Origin of the sequence: Prevotella sp. 10(H) (genome assembly GCF_000711235.1) — a bacterium.
Classification (GTDB): Bacteria; Bacteroidota; Bacteroidia; order Bacteroidales; family Dysgonomonadaceae; genus Dysgonomonas.
This window is the reverse complement of record NZ_JOMI01000003.1, coordinates 480,174-500,762: the sequence shown is the minus strand read 5'-3', so window position 1 is coordinate 500,762 and position 20,589 is coordinate 480,174. Positions and strand designations below refer to the sequence as shown.

Annotated in this window: 16 protein-coding genes; 6 read left to right on the top strand and 10 right to left on the bottom strand. The window is 40.4% G+C overall.

What is annotated here, in order from left to right:
• Positions 1-14 precede the first annotated feature (14 nt).
• Complete coding sequence (locus K348_RS0107660; RefSeq protein ID WP_029904378.1) at positions 15-1,694, top strand: hypothetical protein; 1,680 nt, start codon at positions 15-17, stop codon at positions 1,692-1,694.
• A gap of 118 nt (positions 1,695-1,812) precedes the next feature.
• On the opposite strand, the gene K348_RS0107655 is transcribed toward K348_RS0107660, so the two are convergent.
• Both K348_RS0107655 and K348_RS0107645 read right to left on the bottom strand, forming a co-directional pair.
• A complete protein-coding gene (locus K348_RS0107655) occupies positions 1,813-4,161 on the bottom strand; it encodes an ATP-dependent helicase (protein WP_029904377.1) in 2,349 nt (782 codons plus the stop codon).
• Between the two features lie 226 nt (positions 4,162-4,387).
• Complete coding sequence (locus K348_RS0107645) at positions 4,388-5,347, bottom strand: hypothetical protein (RefSeq protein WP_029904376.1); 960 nt, start codon at positions 5,345-5,347, stop codon at positions 4,388-4,390.
• A 96-nt stretch (positions 5,348-5,443) separates the two neighbouring features.
• Here K348_RS0107645 and K348_RS0107640 point away from each other — a divergent pair, with 96 nt between their 5' ends.
• Positions 5,444-6,397, top strand: a complete 954-nt coding sequence (locus K348_RS0107640) for an aldo/keto reductase (RefSeq protein ID WP_036930337.1) — start codon at positions 5,444-5,446, stop codon at positions 6,395-6,397.
• A gap of 73 nt (positions 6,398-6,470) precedes the next feature.
• On the opposite strand, the gene K348_RS0107635 is transcribed toward K348_RS0107640, so the two are convergent.
• Together K348_RS0107635 and K348_RS0107630 are read right to left on the bottom strand one after the other, a co-directional pair.
• A complete protein-coding gene (locus K348_RS0107635) occupies positions 6,471-7,061 on the bottom strand; it encodes a sigma-70 family RNA polymerase sigma factor (protein ID WP_029904374.1) in 591 nt (196 codons plus the stop codon).
• A gap of 237 nt (positions 7,062-7,298) precedes the next feature.
• Positions 7,299-7,979 (bottom strand): MIP family channel protein, encoded by a 681-nt coding sequence (locus K348_RS0107630; protein ID WP_029904373.1) that lies wholly within the window; start codon positions 7,977-7,979, stop codon positions 7,299-7,301.
• A gap of 300 nt (positions 7,980-8,279) precedes the next feature.
• Here K348_RS0107630 and K348_RS18760 point away from each other — a divergent pair, with 300 nt between their 5' ends.
• The 4 genes from K348_RS18760 (at position 8,280) to K348_RS0107610 (ending at position 11,667) form a co-directional block, all read left to right on the top strand.
• Positions 8,280-8,690: a putative quinol monooxygenase gene (locus tag K348_RS18760; RefSeq protein ID WP_051697704.1), complete on the top strand. Its 411-nt coding sequence runs from the start codon at positions 8,280-8,282 to the stop codon at positions 8,688-8,690.
• A gap of 166 nt (positions 8,691-8,856) precedes the next feature.
• On the top strand, positions 8,857-9,147 hold the full coding sequence (locus K348_RS0107620) for a putative quinol monooxygenase (RefSeq protein ID WP_029904371.1): 291 nt from the start codon (positions 8,857-8,859) through the stop codon (positions 9,145-9,147).
• A 93-nt stretch (positions 9,148-9,240) separates the two neighbouring features.
• Entirely contained in the window at positions 9,241-10,995 is a 1,755-nt protein-coding gene (gene aspS, locus K348_RS0107615) for an aspartate--tRNA ligase (protein ID WP_029904370.1), read from the top strand.
• 108 nt (positions 10,996-11,103) lie between these two features.
• Positions 11,104-11,667 carry a GyrI-like domain-containing protein gene (locus tag K348_RS0107610; protein ID WP_029904369.1) on the top strand — a complete coding sequence of 188 codons (564 nt, stop codon included), beginning with the start codon at positions 11,104-11,106 and terminating at the stop codon, positions 11,665-11,667.
• 12 nt (positions 11,668-11,679) lie between these two features.
• Here the strand turns inward: K348_RS0107610 and K348_RS0107605 are convergent, their stop codons facing one another.
• The 6 genes from K348_RS0107605 to K348_RS0107580 all read right to left on the bottom strand — a co-directional run bounded on the left by K348_RS0107605 (position 11,680) and on the right by K348_RS0107580 (position 20,571).
• Positions 11,680-13,119 (bottom strand): alpha/beta hydrolase, encoded by a 1,440-nt coding sequence (locus K348_RS0107605; protein WP_029904368.1) that lies wholly within the window; start codon positions 13,117-13,119, stop codon positions 11,680-11,682.
• Between the two features lie 105 nt (positions 13,120-13,224).
• The gene (gene carB / locus K348_RS0107600) at positions 13,225-16,452 is read right to left on the bottom strand and encodes a carbamoyl-phosphate synthase (glutamine-hydrolyzing) large subunit (RefSeq protein ID WP_369793887.1); all 3,228 of its coding nucleotides are present in this window, start codon (positions 16,450-16,452) and stop codon (positions 13,225-13,227) included.
• A gap of 109 nt (positions 16,453-16,561) precedes the next feature.
• Entirely contained in the window at positions 16,562-18,418 is a 1,857-nt protein-coding gene (locus K348_RS0107595; protein WP_029904366.1) for an endonuclease/exonuclease/phosphatase family protein, read from the bottom strand.
• Positions 18,419-18,500: 82 nt separating this feature from the next.
• Positions 18,501-19,271 carry a M15 family metallopeptidase gene (locus K348_RS0107590; protein WP_029904365.1) on the bottom strand — a complete coding sequence of 257 codons (771 nt, stop codon included), beginning with the start codon at positions 19,269-19,271 and terminating at the stop codon, positions 18,501-18,503.
• 64 nt (positions 19,272-19,335) lie between these two features.
• Positions 19,336-19,728, bottom strand: a complete 393-nt coding sequence (locus K348_RS0107585; RefSeq protein ID WP_029904364.1) for a DUF1573 domain-containing protein — start codon at positions 19,726-19,728, stop codon at positions 19,336-19,338.
• 177 nt (positions 19,729-19,905) lie between these two features.
• On the bottom strand, positions 19,906-20,571 hold the full coding sequence (locus K348_RS0107580) for a murein L,D-transpeptidase catalytic domain-containing protein (RefSeq protein ID WP_029904363.1): 666 nt from the start codon (positions 20,569-20,571) through the stop codon (positions 19,906-19,908).
• Positions 20,572-20,589 lie beyond the last annotated feature (18 nt).

Sequence of the window (20,589 nt, the reverse complement as noted above, 5' to 3'; positions counted from 1 at the left end):
TTTAAACTAAGCTTATGAAAAGAAATATAAACATATTATTGCAACTTACAGGCGTTTCCCTGATCGCTATATTTTTCACTCTAAAACCTGTAAATGCCTATGCACAACAATTTGGGAACTTTCCGTATGAAGAAAGTTGCTTGAATGGGAAGCCCGCAGCTATATCTTATGCCGCACCACAAAATATTACCAACAGTGCAACCTTTGTACAGGGAAAAGGACTTCAGTTAACAAGTAACCAGCAAACATCCTTCGGTGGTGTATTTATATACGACAGGCAATTCGGATGTACAAATGGTATTATCATTGAATTCGAATTTATGATGTATGGAGGTACGGGAGGAGACGGGATAAGCATGTTCCTCTTTGATGCCTCGGTCAGTCAACCAAAGATGGGTGCCCCCGGAGCAGGAATAGGATATACTTATAATCAAGTATTTAAAAGTCAATATCTCACGGGAAGATACGAAGGCCTTACCGGTGCTTATCTGGGGGTCGCACTCGACGAATACGGGAATTATAAAGCCTTGCGCTGGTACCGAAATGAGATGAGGGGCGGAATATCTTATGCAACACCTCCTCCTAACCGTTTTAACTTGGATGACCAGAAACCTGTCGGGGACGATACCGGCGACCAGGTAACCATAAGAGGTGCCAGAGGGAAAGGAATAGGAAAGGAAATAACTTTTAGATATCAGCAAACGACAGGATCATCAGATCCCGGAATGGGTCCGGAAACCGGAAAAGCACAAATCTTCGGCGATGGATTTTCAGGATATCCGGTATTGATTACCCGTTCTACAAAGCAAGGGCACGGATATATTTTAGCCGATGATGGCAGGCATGTTTCAAGTAATTATTCCGGAAACAAATTCTCTCTTACACAAGGTTCGGGTAGTTCTAACCTTGAATATAGAAAAGCGATTATCGAACTCTTTCCGGTCGAAAGCGGAAAGGCCGGCGGTGGTTTTTATGTAACAGTAAAGATACAACATGGTAATCAGACCGATGTAATAATAGATGACTACCAATATAAAGAAAGCTTCACATATCGTGAAACTCCTGAACCATTTTCTTATAATGCAGAATCGCCGAACGACCCTAATCCTTATACCCTTGATGCAGAGATACCCGATTTCCTGAGAATAGGTTTTGCTGCCGCAACCGGAAAGAGCACCAACACCCATATTATAAAGCATATAAAAGTATCCCTGCCGCGTGCAGCAGAAGCATATATGGATTCTATCGGAATCAATCCTAGCCAGATGACAGGGACCATTTCTCCATATGATAACGATGTAGCATACAACGGTGTGATTAGTAGAACACAGACAGGAAAAAAACAGAATATCGATCCTACCCAGTTCAGGTTTATAGTCAACGGTGTTCCAAAACCTGTGCCTTCGGGTCAGACATTTGTAGAAGCTACTGTCGACCAGGTCAAATGGCGATACGATGTTAATACCCAACTGGTAACATTCCAGCGTCTTGACAGCTCGACAGGAGTGAAAAGAATACCATACGACATAAAAGGGAAAAAGGATAATACTCCGCAAGCCGGCCCTTATGAAGATGAGGCCTACCGTTCACTGAAAGCCGATCTGGTAATAAAAACAGACGATCAGGTAGAGCCAACGGTAAAAAGGGTACTTATAACAAATAAAATGGTGACCAGCCGGCCTTTTAAAAAGTAAAATCGCATTTTTAAAATTCATACCGGAATATTATCAATTGCTTCAGGATATTACAGACTTGAGATAAGGTTGCTTTTAAGGGTAACCTTATCTTTTGCATTCTGGTGATTTATAAAAATTATTCTACTATCTCGAACCGGGCAAATTTCAATAACAACTGTTTAATACCCGAGTTTTCAAATTCCACCGTCGCTTTACGGCTATCGGGGTCGCCTGTCACGGCGGTAACTTTACCGATTCCGAAGCGTTCATGCTTTATAACGGCTCCTATCTGCACCTCTCCCGAGTTAGTTCCTGCCGAGGGTTTAAGGGTTGCATTGCGGGCATTTACGAAGTTCCCGCGTGAAGATGGTTGACTTACATTCGCAGGATTTGGTTGCAGCTGCTGAATAGCCGGACGCTCGGGCAATGAAGTCCGCGGGGTATTCGTATAATCAAACAATTCGTCTGTATAAGTCTGAGGACGGTTAAGCACTCCGAAGTTGCTGCTACCTAATACACCGCCATTTACATTCAGGTAACAAGTATCGATATCACGCAAAAAACGGCTCGGATTGGATGCATTAATCTGTCCGTTGCGGAAGCGGCTTTTGGCATAGGTTATCATACAGAATTCCTTTGCCCGGGTAATTGCTACGTAGAACAACCGCCGCTCCTCTTCCAGTCCGCGGAATTCATTCTTTGCCATGGCCGACGGGAAAAGATCCTCTTCCATTCCTACAACAAATACATTATTGAATTCGAGGCCTTTGGAAGCATGCACGGTCATCATCGTCACCTTCTCCTGATCGGCTTCCTTGTCTGTATCCTGATCGCTGAGCAGCGAAACTTCTGCAAGGAAATCCATAAGACCGATACCTTCTATGCCTTCTTCCTGACGGCTTTCGCAGAATTCGTGGATACCGCCGAGCAGCTCCTGCAGATTCTCTTGCCTGCTCATGCCTTCGGGTGTCTGGTCTTGGTAAGCTTCGCTGGCAATGCCACTTTGTTTCACAATCCGTGATGCCATTTCGTAGGCAGAAAGCTCCTTTAACTGAGAGATAAAACTTTCTATAAGTATTCTAAACTCACTTAGTTTCTTCGCTGTACCGGCATTTACATTCAGATTGTAACCCAGCGGGTCGCCAATTACTTCCCACAAGCTTACGTTATGCAGGCGCGCTGCGTCAGCTATTTTGCCCACAGTAGTATTTCCTATTCCTCGTGTGGGGAAGTTGATTATACGGCGAAAAGCCTCTTCATCGTAAGGATTGACTACCATACGGAAATAGGCTACTACATCTTTTATCTCCTTACGCTGATAGAAAGCAAGCCCTCCATAGATGCGATATGGTATATTTTTCTTGCGTAATGCCTCTTCGAATACACGCGACTGAGAATTGGTACGGTACAGGATAACGAAATCGCTGTAAGACGCTTTTTTATCTCTCCGTAAATCCCATATCTTATTCGATACGATACCCCCTTCTTCTAAGTCGGTGAAAGCGCTAGCTATCTCGATGCGCTCACCTTCGTCGTTTTCGGAGTATATGGTTTTCTTAATCTGCTCACGGTTTTGCTGTATTAAGCTGTTGGCAGCATTTACAATATTTTGTGTAGAGCGGTAATTCTGCTCCAACTTGAAGAGCTTCGATTCGGGATAGACCTCCTTAAACTTAAGGATATTATCTATATTGGCTCCGCGAAATGAGTAGATGCTTTGTGCATCGTCCCCTACTACACAAACACGGTGATGTGCATCGGCTAATTGCTTTACAACCAGATACTGTGCAAAATTCGTATCCTGATACTCATCTACCAGAATAAACTGATAGCGCTCCTGATAACTTTTCAACACATCGGGGTGATCGCGGAACAGACAGTTGGTATAGAACAGCAGGTCATCGAAATCCATTGTATTGGATGCCTTCAAGCGATTATTATAATCGCGGTAAATATCTTTGACAACAGGTATTTTTGCCCGCTGGTCATACTCCAGCAGCTCTTTATCCTGAGCATACATCTGAGGTGAGATCAGCGCATTTTTGGCATTGGATATTATCGCCTGTATTTTAGCGGGTTTATAAACCTTGTCGTCGAGTTGATATTGCTTGATTATGGTCTTTATCATATTCCGCGAATCGGCAGAGTCGAAGATAGTGAAATTGGAGGTAAAACCTATCCTCTCTGCTTCGGTACGCAATATCCGCGAAAACACGGAGTGAAAAGTTCCCATCCACAAATAACGGGCATATTGCCAGCCTATAAGTTGTGCTACACGCTCTTTCATCTCACGGGCGGCTTTGTTGGTAAAAGTAAGAGCCAGTATGCTGTGAGGCATAAGACCCTGCTTTAGCAGATAGGCTATTTTATAGGTAAGGACACGGGTTTTGCCCGAACCTGCCCCGGCTATGATTAGTGAGGGTCCGGCGATGTACTCGACAGCTTCACGTTGTTGTTTATTGAGATGATCTAACAGATTATTCATAGGAGTTTTGCGTTCGGGTAACAAAGATAAGGCTTTTTCAGGAATATATCCTTTTTTTAAAGGGCAGGTAAAGATAATATCGAGTTACTGGGGTAAATTACAGGCCGCAGCATTCTTCATTATCTACTTTAATATAATTTATCTATACAGTAAGAATCAATAATATGAAGTTCTTTGAAATATTAGCATGCAAGCTTATTCGAAAACAAATAGATGCAAAAAACAATTATTCTTCTTTTTCAAACCTGACGACTATAATTTTAGTACCATCAAAACCTATCAATAAATTTTCATTCGAATCACCATCTGATACGGATAACAGGAATCCGTCTTTATAAGATACCTCCCTATGATAATCAGATCGCCACAAAACGTGATCGGATATATTTTGTACCTTTTCGAATTTTCCGTTTTCTATTTTTGCGAGATAGGAAACAGGCAGATTCCTACTCAAATCGTAAAATTTTGTCAGAATATGATATAACTCACCCTTATGTAAAAAAGAAGTTATAGCCTGAATACCGACAGAATCGACAAGAACAGAATTACCTTCTTTTAAGGTATCTTTCTCAGTTTCCGATTTCCACTCTTTTTCATGTAATTTGAGAGATTCGGGATTATCTATTCGTATAACTTCGGTGAAACCTACCATATGAGCCAACGCGGCGGTTACATAATAACTCTTCCCTATATTATTAATTACTATCGGGCATGTCGCCTGATATTGGTAAGTTTTACCAGAACGCTTATTCTTAAAATATACTTTACCGCCCCATTCTCCATGACAAGCAGAAGTTATTTTATAGCTATCATCCTCATATAATTCTTGTCTGATTTCATCTATTCGGCCTTTTTTCTTAAAGGTTTTACCATTATAATGATATTCGGTGAATGTATTATATTTATTGGGCTTGAAGAGCGTTTCCAATCCTATAAGTTTCCCATTCACATTTGTAATATGGGTGAACTCCCGCCCGGCATTGTATATTTCTTCCCTATCCCGTTCAGCATTCGTTTTAAAAATACGATGATTTTCATCCAGATAGTAAAAATATCCATTGTAAAACGTAGCGGAAATAACGGAAGCCTCTGTTTTAATCGTAATGGTATCGACAGGCAAAGTTTGAGCAAAAGACAGGTTATTCCAAAACAAAACCGTTATGAGAAAGGTAATACTTCTTTTCATGGAAAACATGTGATTATTTGTATCACAAATTTAATTATTCATTAGACATTTGTCTATAATTAAATTAACTTTATGATCGACAAATCAATATTTATCATGAAATACAATTTTTGCGGAAACAGCGGGCTTCAATTGCCCGAGATATCACTGGGATTATGGCATAACTTCGGTGATGTAGACAGTTTCGAAATGGCTACTTCGATGATTTTGCACGCTTTCGACAGCGGCATTACACATTTCGACTTAGCGAATAACTACGGACCACCTCCGGGAAGCGCCGAGACCAACTTCGGTAAAGTCTTGGCAAAAGAACTGAAAGGACATCGCGACGAATTGATAATTTCGTCCAAAGCCGGACATCTGATGTGGGACGGCCCATACGGCGACGGCGGTTCACGCAAATACATCATGGCAAGTATCGACCAAAGTCTGAAGCGTACAGGACTAGAGTATTTCGATATATTTTATTCGCACCGCTACGATCCGCAGACACCTGTCGAAGAAACGATGCAGGCACTGATAGATATCGTTCGTCAAGGAAAAGCTTTATATGTTGGTATCTCAAAATATCCGCCGGAAAAACTGATTCAGGCATATGATATATTGAAATCGCAAAATGTGCCATGCCTTATCTATCAGGATAAGTATAGTATGCTGGTTCGCGAACCGGAAATCGAGCATATGGCTATTAATGAGAAGTACGGCGTCGGCTTTATTGCTTTTTCCCCTTTAGCGCAAGGTATTTTGACGAATAAGTATTTACACGGCATACCTGAAACTTCACGGGCGCATAAAAGTCATGGATTCCTTCAGGAAAGCGAAATTACGCCTGAAGTAATAAAGAAAGTAACCGCACTGAATGACCTGGCACATCAACGCGGACAGACACTTGCTGAAATGGCTTTGGCATGGCTGTTACACAATAGGCATGTAACTTCAGTCATAATAGGCACCAGTTCGTTAAATCAGCTAAAGGATAATCTGAAAGCAAAAGAAAACTCTCGTTTTACAGGAGAAGAACTGGCTTTAATAGAAATGATACTCGCTTAAACTAAAATAAGCATCCCTTTTCGGGGATGCTTATTAACTTTCCAAACCTTATAACTAAAAAAACTACAACTTATTACATCGTCAGTACGATGTTGTTTTCTTCAGCCATACGGCGTATATTGAGGATAGCATAGCGCATGCGCCCCAAAGCAGTATTAATACTTACCCCAGTCTGGTCTGCTATCTCCTTAAAGCTTAAATCCTGATAATAACGCATTTCCAATACTTCGCGCTGGCTGTCGGGAAGGTATGAGATGAGTTTGCGGATATCTGATGTGATTTGCATACGTACCATTTCATCCTCGATGGTTCCGTCGCAGAGCGTCGGATTGTTCAACAGGTCGATAGGAGCATCATCGTTTGAAATAGTGTTTTCATTCTTCTCCTGACGGAAATGGTCTATAATAAGGTTGTGCGCGATGCGTGAAATCCATGCGCGGAATTTGCCTGTTTCGGTATAACGGCCTTGCTTTATGGTTATAATAGCCTTGATGAAGGTTTCCTGAAATATATCTTCGGCCAACTCCCTGTTTCGTACAGTGAAATAGATGTAGTTGAACACACTCATTTTGTGTCGTGCCAACAGGATATCAAAAGCTTGATTGTTGCCATTAGAATAATCGGTGACTAACTGCTCGTCGGTCATGGTTATCAATGTATCCATTATCTCTTATATTTAAAAGTTACAAAGAGTAATGTTTATTCTATAGGCTAAAATTTTGAAGTTATTAATTTAAAATCTATGCGTTAATAATGCAAATAAAGGATAAATTTATCAATCAGGCAATAAGAAAAAGATTATTTAACAGTGAAAGGCTATTTTACTTAATTTTATAATATGCCTGAAAATGAGGGTTAATAAGGCTTCCGGAATCCGGAAAGCCTTATTCCCCTATATCTCTTATTCCTGTTCGGTATCGATAGCTTTCCACACTAAAGCCGAAATGGCAGCGCCTAAGAATGGAGCCACGATAAACAACCATAGCTGCGACAATGCTTTTCCTCCTTCTATTGCGTCGAATATTGCAGGCCCTACACTACGCGCAGGATTTACGGATGTACCTGTAATCGGTATACATACAATATGTATCAGTACTAAAGCCAAGCCGATAGCTACGCCTGCAAACTGGTTGTTAGCCCCCTTAGAAGTAACACCCAGTACTACCAGTACAAAAATAAATGTAAAGACAGTTTCGGCAATAAATGCCGTAAGCATCGACCCTTCGGCAAAGCCGTTTGCTCCTGTATGGGTGGTGGAAGAACCCGAATCTTTCGCCAGCATATACAAAATAGCCGAACCGAGAATAGCTCCTATAACCTGAAAAATCATATACATAGTAGCATCTTTACCGGATATTTTTTTAGACAGAAGTAAACCTAAGGTAATTGCGGGATTGATATGACATCCCGAAATCTTGCCGATAGTATATACCATAGCTAAAACCGCTAATCCGAATGCGAAAGCTACACCGAGTGTACCCACCGGTGCAAAAGGCTGGGAAGCACCTGCAAATACTGCAGCACCGCATCCCATAAGGACCAGAACCATCGTCCCAATCATTTCTGCGAAATACTTTTTCATTGATTTTTTATTTAAAAATTTGTGTCTTCGGTAAATCCGTATGCTTCTTTTAATAGTTAAAGAACGAAGATAGTCATAAAAGTTGAATAAAATGAAGAACAATTATACTTTTTTTAACTTAAACTTCTCTCTTCTGAATATCATTCCCTATCTTTGACACACTAATTTATCAAACACAATTCTAACAAATATGAAAAATTATTGTTTTTCAGTTTGTGCTTTTTCTTTCACACACTACTTAGATGCCTTTTCAATTATTGATAACTCAAATATAAAATAACAACTAATAAAAAGAAGATCATGAAAAAAATCGTATTTGCTATAACTATTATTCTTTTATGTATGGCTGGATGTAATAAAAAACAGGAAGTAACTCAGGAAGAAACTATCGTTGTGAAACCGGAAATAGAAGAACCGACAGGCGATGAACTGAAAATCGTGGCTATTATGACCGTGAAGCCGGAAGATGTGAAAAAGATATTACCTGTATTTCAGGCCGTAGTACAAGGCAGCCAGGAAGAAGAAGGCTGTATATACTATAATCTGCATCAGGATATCAATGATCCTACTAAATTCATTATGCTGGAAGAGTGGGAGTCACAGGCTGCAATCGATTTTCATAATAATACAGAACATTACAAAACATTCAAGGAAGCTTCTAAAGATATGATTATAAAATCGGATGTAACTATCGTGAAATTAGCGCTTTGAGCGGATTCATTTTATAATATAGCTAAAGTTCCTGTCGTTATAAACAGGAACTTTTTTGTTTGGCCGGAGCGATATGAATTAGTATATATATTTTCCCCTTCTACTGACCGAAAAAGAAATAAAATCCATACTTTTGTAACCGAAATAATATTAAACAAATCAGGTTATGACAGAATTGAAAATTGTAGCAGTTATTGTTGTTAAGGCTGAATATCAGAAAGAGTTGGAAAAGGTATTCCATACCGTAGTAGACGAAACACGCAAAGAAGCGGGAAATGTTTCTTACGACCTCCATCAGGATTGCCAGAATCCTTTAAAATATACCATACTCGAAGTATGGAAATCGCAGGCTGCAATAGACGAACATAACGAAAGTGCACACTTCAAGGCATTTGTGGCCGGTGTGGAAGGAAAAGTGGACAGCCTGACTGTAGACGTTATTAAGAAAATATATTAATATAAATGAGCTAATATTCTAATATGCCGATGTGCCAATGAAATAAATCGGCATATTAATAAATTGGCATATTAGCACATTAAACTTATAATTATGTACAGAAATCATACTTGCGGAGAACTCACTCTTGCAGACGTAAATAAAGAAGTAACCCTTTCGGGCTGGGTACAAAAAGTTCGTAAACTGGGCGGTGGAATGACTTTCGTCGATTTACGCGACCGCTACGGCATTACCCAACTCGCATTCAGTAAGGATGTGAACGCCGATTTGTACGAACAGTCCAATAAATTCGGACGCGAATACGTATTGCAGGTTACTGGTACCGTGCAGGAACGTTCGAGCAAGAACATGAATATACCGACAGGTGAAATTGAGATTATTGTCAGCAAAGTGGTCGTTCTCAACACATCGGAAGTTCCGCCTTTCACCATTGAGGATGAAACGGACGGAGGCGATGACCTGCGCATGAAATACCGCTATCTGGACTTGCGCCGTACTCCGGTTCGTAAGAATCTGGAACTGCGCCATAAGATTGCATTCGAAACACGCCGCTATCTGGATGAACGCCAGTTCCTCGAAGTGGAAACACCTATACTTGTCGGCTCTACACCCGAGGGTGCACGTGACTTCGTTGTACCTTCACGTATGAATCCGGGCGAGTTTTATGCTTTGCCGCAATCGCCACAGTTATTCAAGCAATTGCTGATGGTATCGGGATTCGACCGCTATTTTCAGATAGTGAAATGTTTCCGCGACGAAGACCTGCGTGCCGACCGTCAGCCTGAGTTTACACAAATCGACTGCGAAATGTCATTTGTCAATCAGGAAGACGTATTAAATATGTTCGAAGGGCTTACCAAGCATCTTTTCAAAGTAGTAAAAGGCATCGATATTCCTGATTTCCCGCGTATGACTTATACGGATGCCATGAAACGTTACGGTTCGGATAAACCGGATACACGTTTCGGTATGGAATTAGTGGAAATCAAAGACCTTACTACAGGCAAAGATTTTGTTGTATTCGATTCTTCTGACTACGTAGGCGCTATCTGTGCCAAAGGTGCGGCATCCTATACACGCAAACAACTGGATGCACTCACTGATTACGTTAAACGTCCGCAAATAGGAGCGAAAGGCCTTGTATATGTGCGTTACGAAACTGACGGAACGCTAAAATCGTCTGTTGATAAATTCTATAATCAGGACGACCTCAAAAAATGGGCGGAACGCTGTCAGGCACAACCGGGCGACCTTATCCTTATCATTTGCGGTGAAACGGAGAAGGCACAGAAGCAGCTTTGCGAACTTCGCCTCGAAGTCGGGGAGCAACTCGGTTTACGCGATAAGAATAAATTCAATTGCCTGTGGGTTGTCGATTTCCCTTTATTGGAAAAAGATGAAGAACTGGGACGCTATTTTGCCAAACATCATCCGTTTACCAGTCCCAAGGAGGAAGATATTCCCCTACTCGACTCTGATCCGGGTGCCGTACGTGCCAATGCCTATGATATGGTTATTAATGGTGTAGAAGTAGGCGGCGGTTCTATACGTATCTACAACAGCCAGCTGCAGAATAAGATGTTCCACACTCTCGGATTTACAGAAGAAAGGGCGCAGGCTCAGTTCGGCTTCCTGATGAATGCATTCAAATACGGCGCACCGCCGCATGCAGGCCTTGCTTTCGGGCTAGACCGCCTTGTGTCGCTGTTTGCGGGGTTGGATAGTATCCGCGATTGCATTGCCTTCCCTAAAAACAATTCGGGACGCGATGTAATGGTAGATGCACCGTCGACTATCGATGAGGAGCAATTGGATGAACTTCATCTGAAAGTGGAAATAAAAGACTGATAAAATTATTCTTATATAAATGAAACGCTTCGATTTTCCATCGGGGCGTTTTCTGTTTTTAACAAATAGTTTTATCTTTGATTACTGGAAATCACAATAAATCTGTTTATGAAAAACCCTGTAAAATTCCTGCTTACTATTGTTATAGCAATAATCGTTATCATAACTGCTACATACGCCTATTACGGAGGTTTCAGAAGTGTAAATTTTGAAGTAAAAGAGGCGGGAGGTGAAACGATGGTCTATACCGATTTAACAGGTGATTATGGTCAGACTGCATTATATATGGACACTGTATATTACACCTTACTGAATGAATACGGCATCGCGACCACAAAAGGTGCAGGCATATATTATGACAATCCTCAGCATGTGGAGAAGAGCAAACTTCGCTCCGATATTGGCTGTTTGTTGGATTCTCCTTTGGATAGTTTAAAGACGGCTCAGATATCTTCTAAATTCAAAATCAAGACTATACCTCAAAAAACGTGTACAGTTACAGAATTCCCGTTCAAAGGATTTATGTCTGTGATGGTAGGAATCATAAAAATATATCCAGCGCTGAATAACTATATAGAAGAAAATGGATATAAAGCAGCCGGCCCTACCATGGAGATATACGATACTCCGAATAAAACGATAATATACCGTCAGGAAATAGAAAAGCCTTAAACAGATAGGAAGTCAAAAGCCTTTAGTTTTCAGTTCAGATACGATATTAATGTACGTTTCAATGACATTGAAACCCTTATAATCCTGCCTGCCGAGGTCGATAATATCACCATGTGATATTCCCCGAAGCCTCTTGCTCGTAAACACTTGCCGGAATTCACCCCATTTTGCAGATTCAAGTGAAACCAACCCGTCGTTCACCTTATCCGAACGGCACATAATCTGATACGGGATAGTCAGTAATGTGTGGCTGAAACAGTTTTTCATGACGGACATATAACTTTGATAATATACGCCCTCGACATCCAGATTTTCGATATTGAACTTCTCCGCATATTCCTTTGTAAACTGCTGAGTAGCCCTATAAAAATCGGGGTTTTTATCCCCTATTTTTAGAAAACGTTTATCGAAGAAGTTAGCTACTGATTTATAAGCCTTTTCCGATAACCTTTCATTTGCGAAATCGACAAGAAAACTTCCTCGGTGCGGAGTAGAAATAGTCGTCAGGGAAGCTACATATTCTCCCATTCCGAGGCTGCTGATAGTATATCTTGCATCAAGTCCTCCTTTCGAATGCGCTATGATATTTACTTTTTCGCACCCTGTTTTCTGAATTATTTCAATTATCTTTTCCCTGACCATAGCTGCATTATCCTGTATGGTGCCGAACGCCTCCTGATGCCCGTAATAGATAGTTGCACCGTTTTTAATCAGATTCTTGGGAATACGTCCCCAGTAATTTACATATTTAAAATCGCGGAAACCCACACCATGCAGTAGTAATAACGGATACTTGGTTTTGCATACCAAAGATTCACGTCGCATATTATGATTGTAAGTCATATTACATGAATGGTCATATTCCAGCATTGCAATCCTACACATATAGAGGATAACAGCAATATTAACAATAGGAATCCATATCAGCATAGCAACCACTGCCCGACGTACAAGGCGCAAACGCACCGACAAGATAAAGATGCGTAGCCAACCATTCAGGAAAATCAAAAATATAAGGGCAAAAGCAAGAATATTATTATAGATAAAATAGCTTTGTTCGATATGTAAAGTGCGAGTAAAATAACCGTAACCGAACAGTATAAAAAACTGCACAATAGACAACGCCAGCGATAAATGCAAAAGCCTTCTGCCTCCATATATTATTTTTGCCCTTGCAGAAGCATCTTCTTCTGTCGAAACGGGCAGGATTTGTATGCGAAGCCATACATAAATAAGAAAGATACATGAAATGGCTTTTAGCGATAGACTCAATATAAACCCCGAATCTTCAAGATATTGAGATAAGAAAGCATAAAATAAGAGTATATTATTAGTCAGTATCAGTAAAGGAAAAGCAATGTATTTAGAAGACAATATCTTTCTGGTGTACAAGTCATAAAATATAAATGCCGGTACGAAAATGAATAGTAATATGCAGATTATAATATTCATGGTTTCAGAAAGGATGCCTTTTACTGTCGGCTTAAATATTTTCGGGTCGAATCCATAAAGTTTCCGACCCGAAAGTAGTATTTCAATTATCTGTTATAATTATTATTACAATTTATATTCCTGCCAGCTCTTAATCGGAATATCCGTCTCCTTCATTTCGCAGAATGCCTGTATAAAGGCACTCGCCAGACGCGCATTAGTTATTAACGGTATATTGTGGTCGATAGCACCACGACGGATTTTATACCCATTGGTAAGCTCACGGCGGGTATGGTTCTTCGGAATATTTACAATCAATTCGAAAGTATGATTCGACATCAGATCCATCACATTCAGGTCTTTCGAATCCTCATCTGGCCAGCCGACAACTTCTGCTTTTACGCCGTTTTCTTCTAAGAATTTCTTCGTTCCGGCAGTTGCATAAATATTGTAGTTATTGTCCTGCAACATTTTGCAGGCATCCAGCAAGTCAACTTTCGATTTGCTATCACCCGATGAAACCATAACGCTTTTCTTCGGAATGTTATATCCTACCGATATCATCGATACCAATAATGCTTCACTGAAATCATCTCCCAGACAGCCTACTTCTCCTGTTGAAGACATATCCACGCTCAACACAGGGTCGGCATTATGCAGACGGGCAAATGAGAACTGCGACGCTTTAACTCCAATCCAGTCGATATCGAAATTAGAGTTATCCGGCTTTTCATAGTCGGCATCCAGCATAATACGTGTAGCAGTTTCTATGAAATTGCGCTTCAATACTTTCGATACAAACGGGAAGCTGCGCGATGCACGCAGGTTACATTCGATAACCTTTACTTCGTTGTTCTTTGCAAGGAACTGTATATTGAACGGTCCGCTTATATTCAGTTCTTTAGCTATCTTACGGCTGATACGTTTGATACGTCGCGCCGTTTCGAAGTATATCTTCTGTGCAGGGAAAACAAGCGTTGCATCACCTGAGTGTACTCCTGCGAATTCCACATGCTCTGAAATGGCATATTCAACGACTTCACCGTTACGGGCAACAGCATCGAATTCTATTTCTTTCGCATTTTGCAGGAACTGTGATACCACTACAGGATATTCTTTGGATACATTGGCTGCCAGCTTTAGGAAAGTATCTAATTCTTCATCGTTATAGCAAACATTCATCGCTGCACCCGAAAGCACATACGACGGTCGAACTAATACCGGATATCCTACCTTATCAACAAAACCTTTTATCTCTTCCATACTGGTAAGTTCCTGCCATGCCGGCTGGTCTACACCCAACTGATCGAGCATACTGGAGAATTTATGACGGTTTTCGGCACGGTCGATAGAAAGCGGCGATGTTCCCAAAATCGGTATATCCTGACGGTGCAGCCTGATAGCCAGATTATTTGGAATCTGTCCGCCCATAGATACAATTACACCCTTTGGCATTTCCAAATCCAATACATCCAGTACACGCTCGAACGACAGTTCGTCGAAATACAGACGGTCGCACATATCGTAATCCGTAGACACCGTTTCAGGATTGTAGTTAATCATAATAGACTTATATCCAAGCTTACGGGCTGTCTGTACAGCATTTACCGAACACCAGTCGAATTCTACAGAACTACCGATGCGGTATGCACCCGAACCGAGAACGACAACCGATTTATCGTTTTTGAAATACGGTACATCATGATCCGAGCTATCGTATGTCATATACAGATAGTTCGTCAAATCTGGATTTTCAGATGCTACCGTATTGATACGTTTAACGGATGGCAAGATATTCTCTTTTTTACGTAAAGTGCGAACACGAAGCGATTCCTTTTCCACGTTGCCGTCAGGGTCTTCCACAAAGCGGGCAATCTGAAAATCAGAGAATCCCAGATGCTTAGCTTTTAATAATACATCGGAAGGAATATCTTCAATCTTGTTGTAGCCTTTCAGTACAAGGGAATAGTCATGTATATTTTTCAGTTTACCTAAAAACCAAGGATCTATTTTTGTCAGGTCATGTATTTTATCTATACTGTAGCCTTCTTCGAAAGCTTTCGATATGGCAAATACGCGTAGATCGGTAGGATTTGATAATTCCTCTTCCAGATTCTTAAATTCCAGTTCGTGATTGCCGACAAAGCCATGCATCCCCTGCCCTATCATACGAAGACCTTTTTGTATAATTTCTTCGAAGGTCTTACCAATCGACATTATTTCACCTACCGATTTCATACTTGAACCGATAAGGCGTGAAACACCAGCAAACTTAGTCAAATCCCAGCGCGGTATCTTACAGATAAGGTAATCGAGCGACGGAGCTACGTAGGCCGAGTTAGGCGTTCCCATTTCACCAATCTGGTCGAGAGTATAGCCTAATGCCAACTTCGCAGCCACAAAAGCCAACGGATAACCGGTAGCCTTGGATGCAAGCGCCGATGAACGACTCAAACGGGCATTCACTTCGATAACACGGTAGTCATCAGTTTCTGAATTGAATGCATATTGTATATTACATTCGCCCACGATACCGATATGGCGAATTGCTTTCTTAGATATCTCCTGCAACAATGTAAGCTCTTTTTCATCGAGCGAGCAGGTAGGTGCCACTACGATACTTTCTCCTGTATGGATACCGAGCGGGTCGAAGTTTTCCATACTGGCAACAGTAAAGCAATGGTCGTTTTTATCGCGTATAACCTCAAATTCTATTTCTTTCCAGCCTTTCAGTGATTCTTCTACCAATATTTGCTTGGAATAAGCAAAAGAACTTTCACACAAAGTCTTAAATTCTTCCAGATTGTCGCTGATTCCGCTTCCCAGTCCTCCAAGCGCATAAGCAGAACGCACCATTACTGGGAATCCTATCTTATTGGCAGCAGCAATGGCATCTTCCATTGTTTCTACAGCCTGACTTATCGGGGTCTTTATATCTACTTCGTCAAGCTTTTTAACAAAAAGGTCACGGTCTTCAGTAGCCATAATTGCTTCTACGGATGTGCCGAGTACTTCTACTCCGTATTTCTGCAATGTTCCATTCAGGTACATTTCAGTACCGCAGTTCAATGCCGTTTGTCCGCCGAAAGCAAGTAGTATTCCGTCTACTTTTTCCTTCTTTATTATTTCCTCTACAAAGTATGGGGTTACAGGCAGGAAATACACCTTGTCGGCTATACCTTCCGAGGTCTGGATGGTCGCAATATTAGGATTGATAAGGACTGTAGATATCCCCTCCTCCTTCAATGCTTTCAATGCCTGCGATCCGGAATAGTCAAACTCGCCAGCCTGACCGATTTTTAGAGCTCCCGAACCAAGAACTACAACTTTCTTAATTTTTTGGTTAATTGACATAGAATTATGGCTAATGTGTTAGATCTTTTAATAACGGCGCAAAGATAAGGCATTTTTATGAATAAACCTTTAGTGAAAAGCCGTCATTCGGCAGAAAGAAAGAATTATTTTACAAATCGAGAGCGAGTACTTCTTCTCCTTTTACATTCAGTACTTTTAGCGTCATTTTTTCACCTTTTTTCTGCAATATAAATACGGTACCGTTTTTATCTGACGGCCCTCCGCCTATTACCGCCGGAAATTTATTTCCCGCTTTACCCTCAGGAATAAATTCAAACTTATGCATATGTCCGTTCAATGAGACATCAAACACCGCTTTCGAAAGCACCGATCCCCATAAGTCGCGGCAAGGATTATATTTAAGCCTTTCGCAATAGACAGGGATATGATGAATCAGCACCCTTTTATTTGCAGACTTGAATTCTTCCGATGCAATTTCCTTTCGCAGAAATTCAGCCTGTGCCTCACGATAATGGGTAAAATCGTTCAAATCATAATACACAGGTGTACTATCCTTTTTATCTTCACCGCAATCGAGCAATACAAAACGGGTATCACCAATATTGAAAGCTGCATAAGTATGTTCTCCGCCTTTCTTTTCCAGAAGGTTCCATAAAAACATGGAGTATGCCCCTCTTGTTTCATGGTTTCCCCTTATAAATACAGTCGGTATACGATCACCTCCTAATTTATTGCAGTAATGAGATATAGTTTTCACGGCATTGGCTTCACTCTGTACATCAGCTATACAATCGCCATTGAAGAAGACTACATTATAATCCAAGTTCTTTACGTGATCATAAAGTTGATCGAATAATTGGTAGTTATCATGAAGATCGTTAAAAATTACAGCGGTGAAATCGGTTTTATTATCACCCCATGTGGTAAACGATGATATGGCTGTCCGTACGGTATCACCGAATTCTTTCTTATAAGGCTCATATAAGGTTATCTCTTGTGATACAGCACGGTAATAATATTTCGTATTTGGAATCAGATTATCCAAACGTATGCGATTTATCATATTATTTGCCATTGCCTCACCTTCCACAAAAGTACGGGCACGTTTCATATTCGTACTGTCTGTTCCATATTCCACCCAACTGCGGCACGGAACATTCGTCAGCCACATCACAGTCATTCCGTCTGTGGCAGGGTTTTGCAGGTAAGGCTGTGTCCGCATTACTTTTTCAGGATCGGTTTTCAATCGTATATCCGAGAATAACGGCCTGTGGTCGGATGCGACAGCCTCATCGACAACCTCCGTTTTAATGACCGAATAAGTTTTACCTTTAGCAGTATATCCGAATATATAATCGATTACCCTGTCGGGTTTATCTGCCGGAAAAGTATTCTTCTTAGGATTGTTGAGCATCTTCCAGTTTACAGAAAGAGATTTTATTTCTTCCGAATCGGGCTTTGCATTCAAATCGCCGATAAGGAATACCGGTTTGTTGTATGACTTTGCCTGTTCATTTATAATATTTACAGATGTTTTCCGGTCATCTTCTGTCAAAGAAAAGTGAGTAGCAAAAACAATATACTCCCGAAATTCGACCATAAGCAAAGTCCGTTTTTCTTCTTTTCCCGGTAAAGGAATATTTTTCCATGATAAGGGGCGTTTTTTAGATAAGATGCCTACACCGTATTTCCCTCCCTGAAACGAAATGGCAGCACCATATACGGCATGCATCTTTATATGATCGCTCAGTTTGGCCAACACGTCTACCCCATGGCTGCGCTGAGTCATACTATCTACTTCCTGCAAAGCGACAATATCCGGTGAAATGGATTCTATAATATTTGCAATCCGGTTGTAATCGGTCACATTGTCCATACCGCGCGCATTACGGATGTTATAACTCATTATACGAATTGTATTATTTTCTTTCGGGAAACGCTCTTCCTGGGCAAATAAAGAGCAGACGGATGCCAATATCAGGCAGAGAAAAATATGTCTTTTCATGCTATAACTTTACAGGATTAACAGATGTAAAGTTATTAAAAACCTAAAAAACAATCTAATTATCGGAGTGAAAATACTGTATTTATTCTTCTACTAATAATTCAGGGCGATATTCGAAATGCATCGTATCGTAATGATACCATTTGCCTCCCCATATAAAGCCGTGCTTCTCAAATATATCCACTATCAACTGAGGAATATGGTTTTTATATTTTAATTCTGTATCTTCCGAAGTACAGCGGCAATCCCACTGCCAGTAGTTGGAATATTTTACATTCAGGTCGATAGCCGTTCCGAAACTATGCGAACTCAGCCGGTCTGCACCCCTTACTTTACGCCAGTTGAAAGTGCCTGCGCTGTATAAGTAATCTTTCAGTGCGGGATGTTTGTCCAGTTCATCCGAAATTTTCTGTAGTTGTTTATCCACACCGTTAATTCGCGTTACGCGAAGCTTCTGATTGACAAGGTTGGGGCACCAGATGATAGTTTCCAGATTTTTCTGTACCTCCGCCGAAGATGAACCGTACATGTTTTTCAATAATTCTTCATTACGAATGCGGCCCGGGTCATAGTTTTTAGGAATTGATTCTACTTTTCCTTTAAGATATGGATATTTGAAAATATCAGCTAAATCAGAGCTATTGATTAGTTCTTCATGTGTTTTCTTTTCCCCCTCTTTATACAATATCTTCGTACCATTGGTAAAAATAATAGATGAACCATTATATCCTTTTATCTGTTCGGGATAGGCTTTGAGCAATTTTTGCACGCCAGTGGGATATGATGCAATATCCTGCGCATTAATAACTAATGAGCAAATCAGAAATAAGGCTATCAGCGTATTGATTTTCATATTGATTATAAACAAAAAGGATATACCATTATTGGTATATCCTTTTCTTATATTTCCATATCGATTACTTACGTACTACTTCACCCTTGATATTCAATCTGTAGATTGAATCAGGAACATTGGAGAATATAGTGATATCCTTGTTGATTGTTCCGGGACGGCCTGTAGTAGAATATGTAACTTTTATTTTACCTTCTTTGCCCGGCAATACCGGTTCACTTGTATATTCCGGAGTTGTACATCCGCAACTGGCCTGTACTCTTTGTATAATAAAAGGGGCAGTACCTGTATTCTTAAATGTAAATTCACAACTTACCGAACCTGCACTTTCTGCAACTTTCCCAAAATCATGTACTGTCTTTGTAAAAACAACCTTAGGTTCTTTTTTTGCATCCTGTGCAGCAACAAAACCTGCAGACAGCATTAATGTTAATAAGATAAATCCAATTTTTTTCATATTGTTAATGTCTAATTATCTGTTTCTAAAATATGTAGTTTTTCAAGTTCTTTACTCTAAATAACTTACAAATGTAACAATTATATTACTTACATGTTTAATTTTTTGCAATAATTTATACAAACAAAACAACCAAACAAAACATAATAATCTGATAATATGACCATTAATAAAAAATCAAATATATATCCAAAGTAATAGCGGCTTTTTTACATCTTTCAACAAAGGGTCTACTTTGCGCATCATATCATTACTTATTACAGGACAGCCCTGACTCCAGCCAAGAGGCAGATGCCTAGGATAGATTTCATTGTTAGATACGGGTGTGTGAGAATGTAAAACAATCCAGCGTTTGAATGCATTGTTATTTGTTTTTTCCAAGCCGTGCATCTTGTAATGTACATTTATACCCCAGCTACTGTAAGCGCGTGCTCCTACTTTATATTTACCGAGTGACGAGCAATAACTTCCTTCTACATTACTGAATACAGGCTTCGATTGAGTACTCTCCTTCCCATATCCATGACAGCACAGGCTTGAATATTTTACATCGTTATTATCAAAATCCCATACGAAGAAACGCTTCTTTCCCGAATGGATGCTGAAATCGATAAGGATGCAATATTTTGTATTGAAGCCTTTGGCTTTGCAATACGCTAATGCTGAATCAGCCTTAGTTTTGAGGCGATTGAAAGAAGCTTGTTTTTCATTATGTTCTTTCAGCCTTACTCTTTCTATTTCTTCCTCTTGCTGTTTTGCCTTGTTACCGGAATTGTACCTCACAAACGATACAAGTCCGGCAAGCAGGATAATGGCTAATATAATAGTTCCGTATATTTTCATGTAGTCCTGATTATTTTT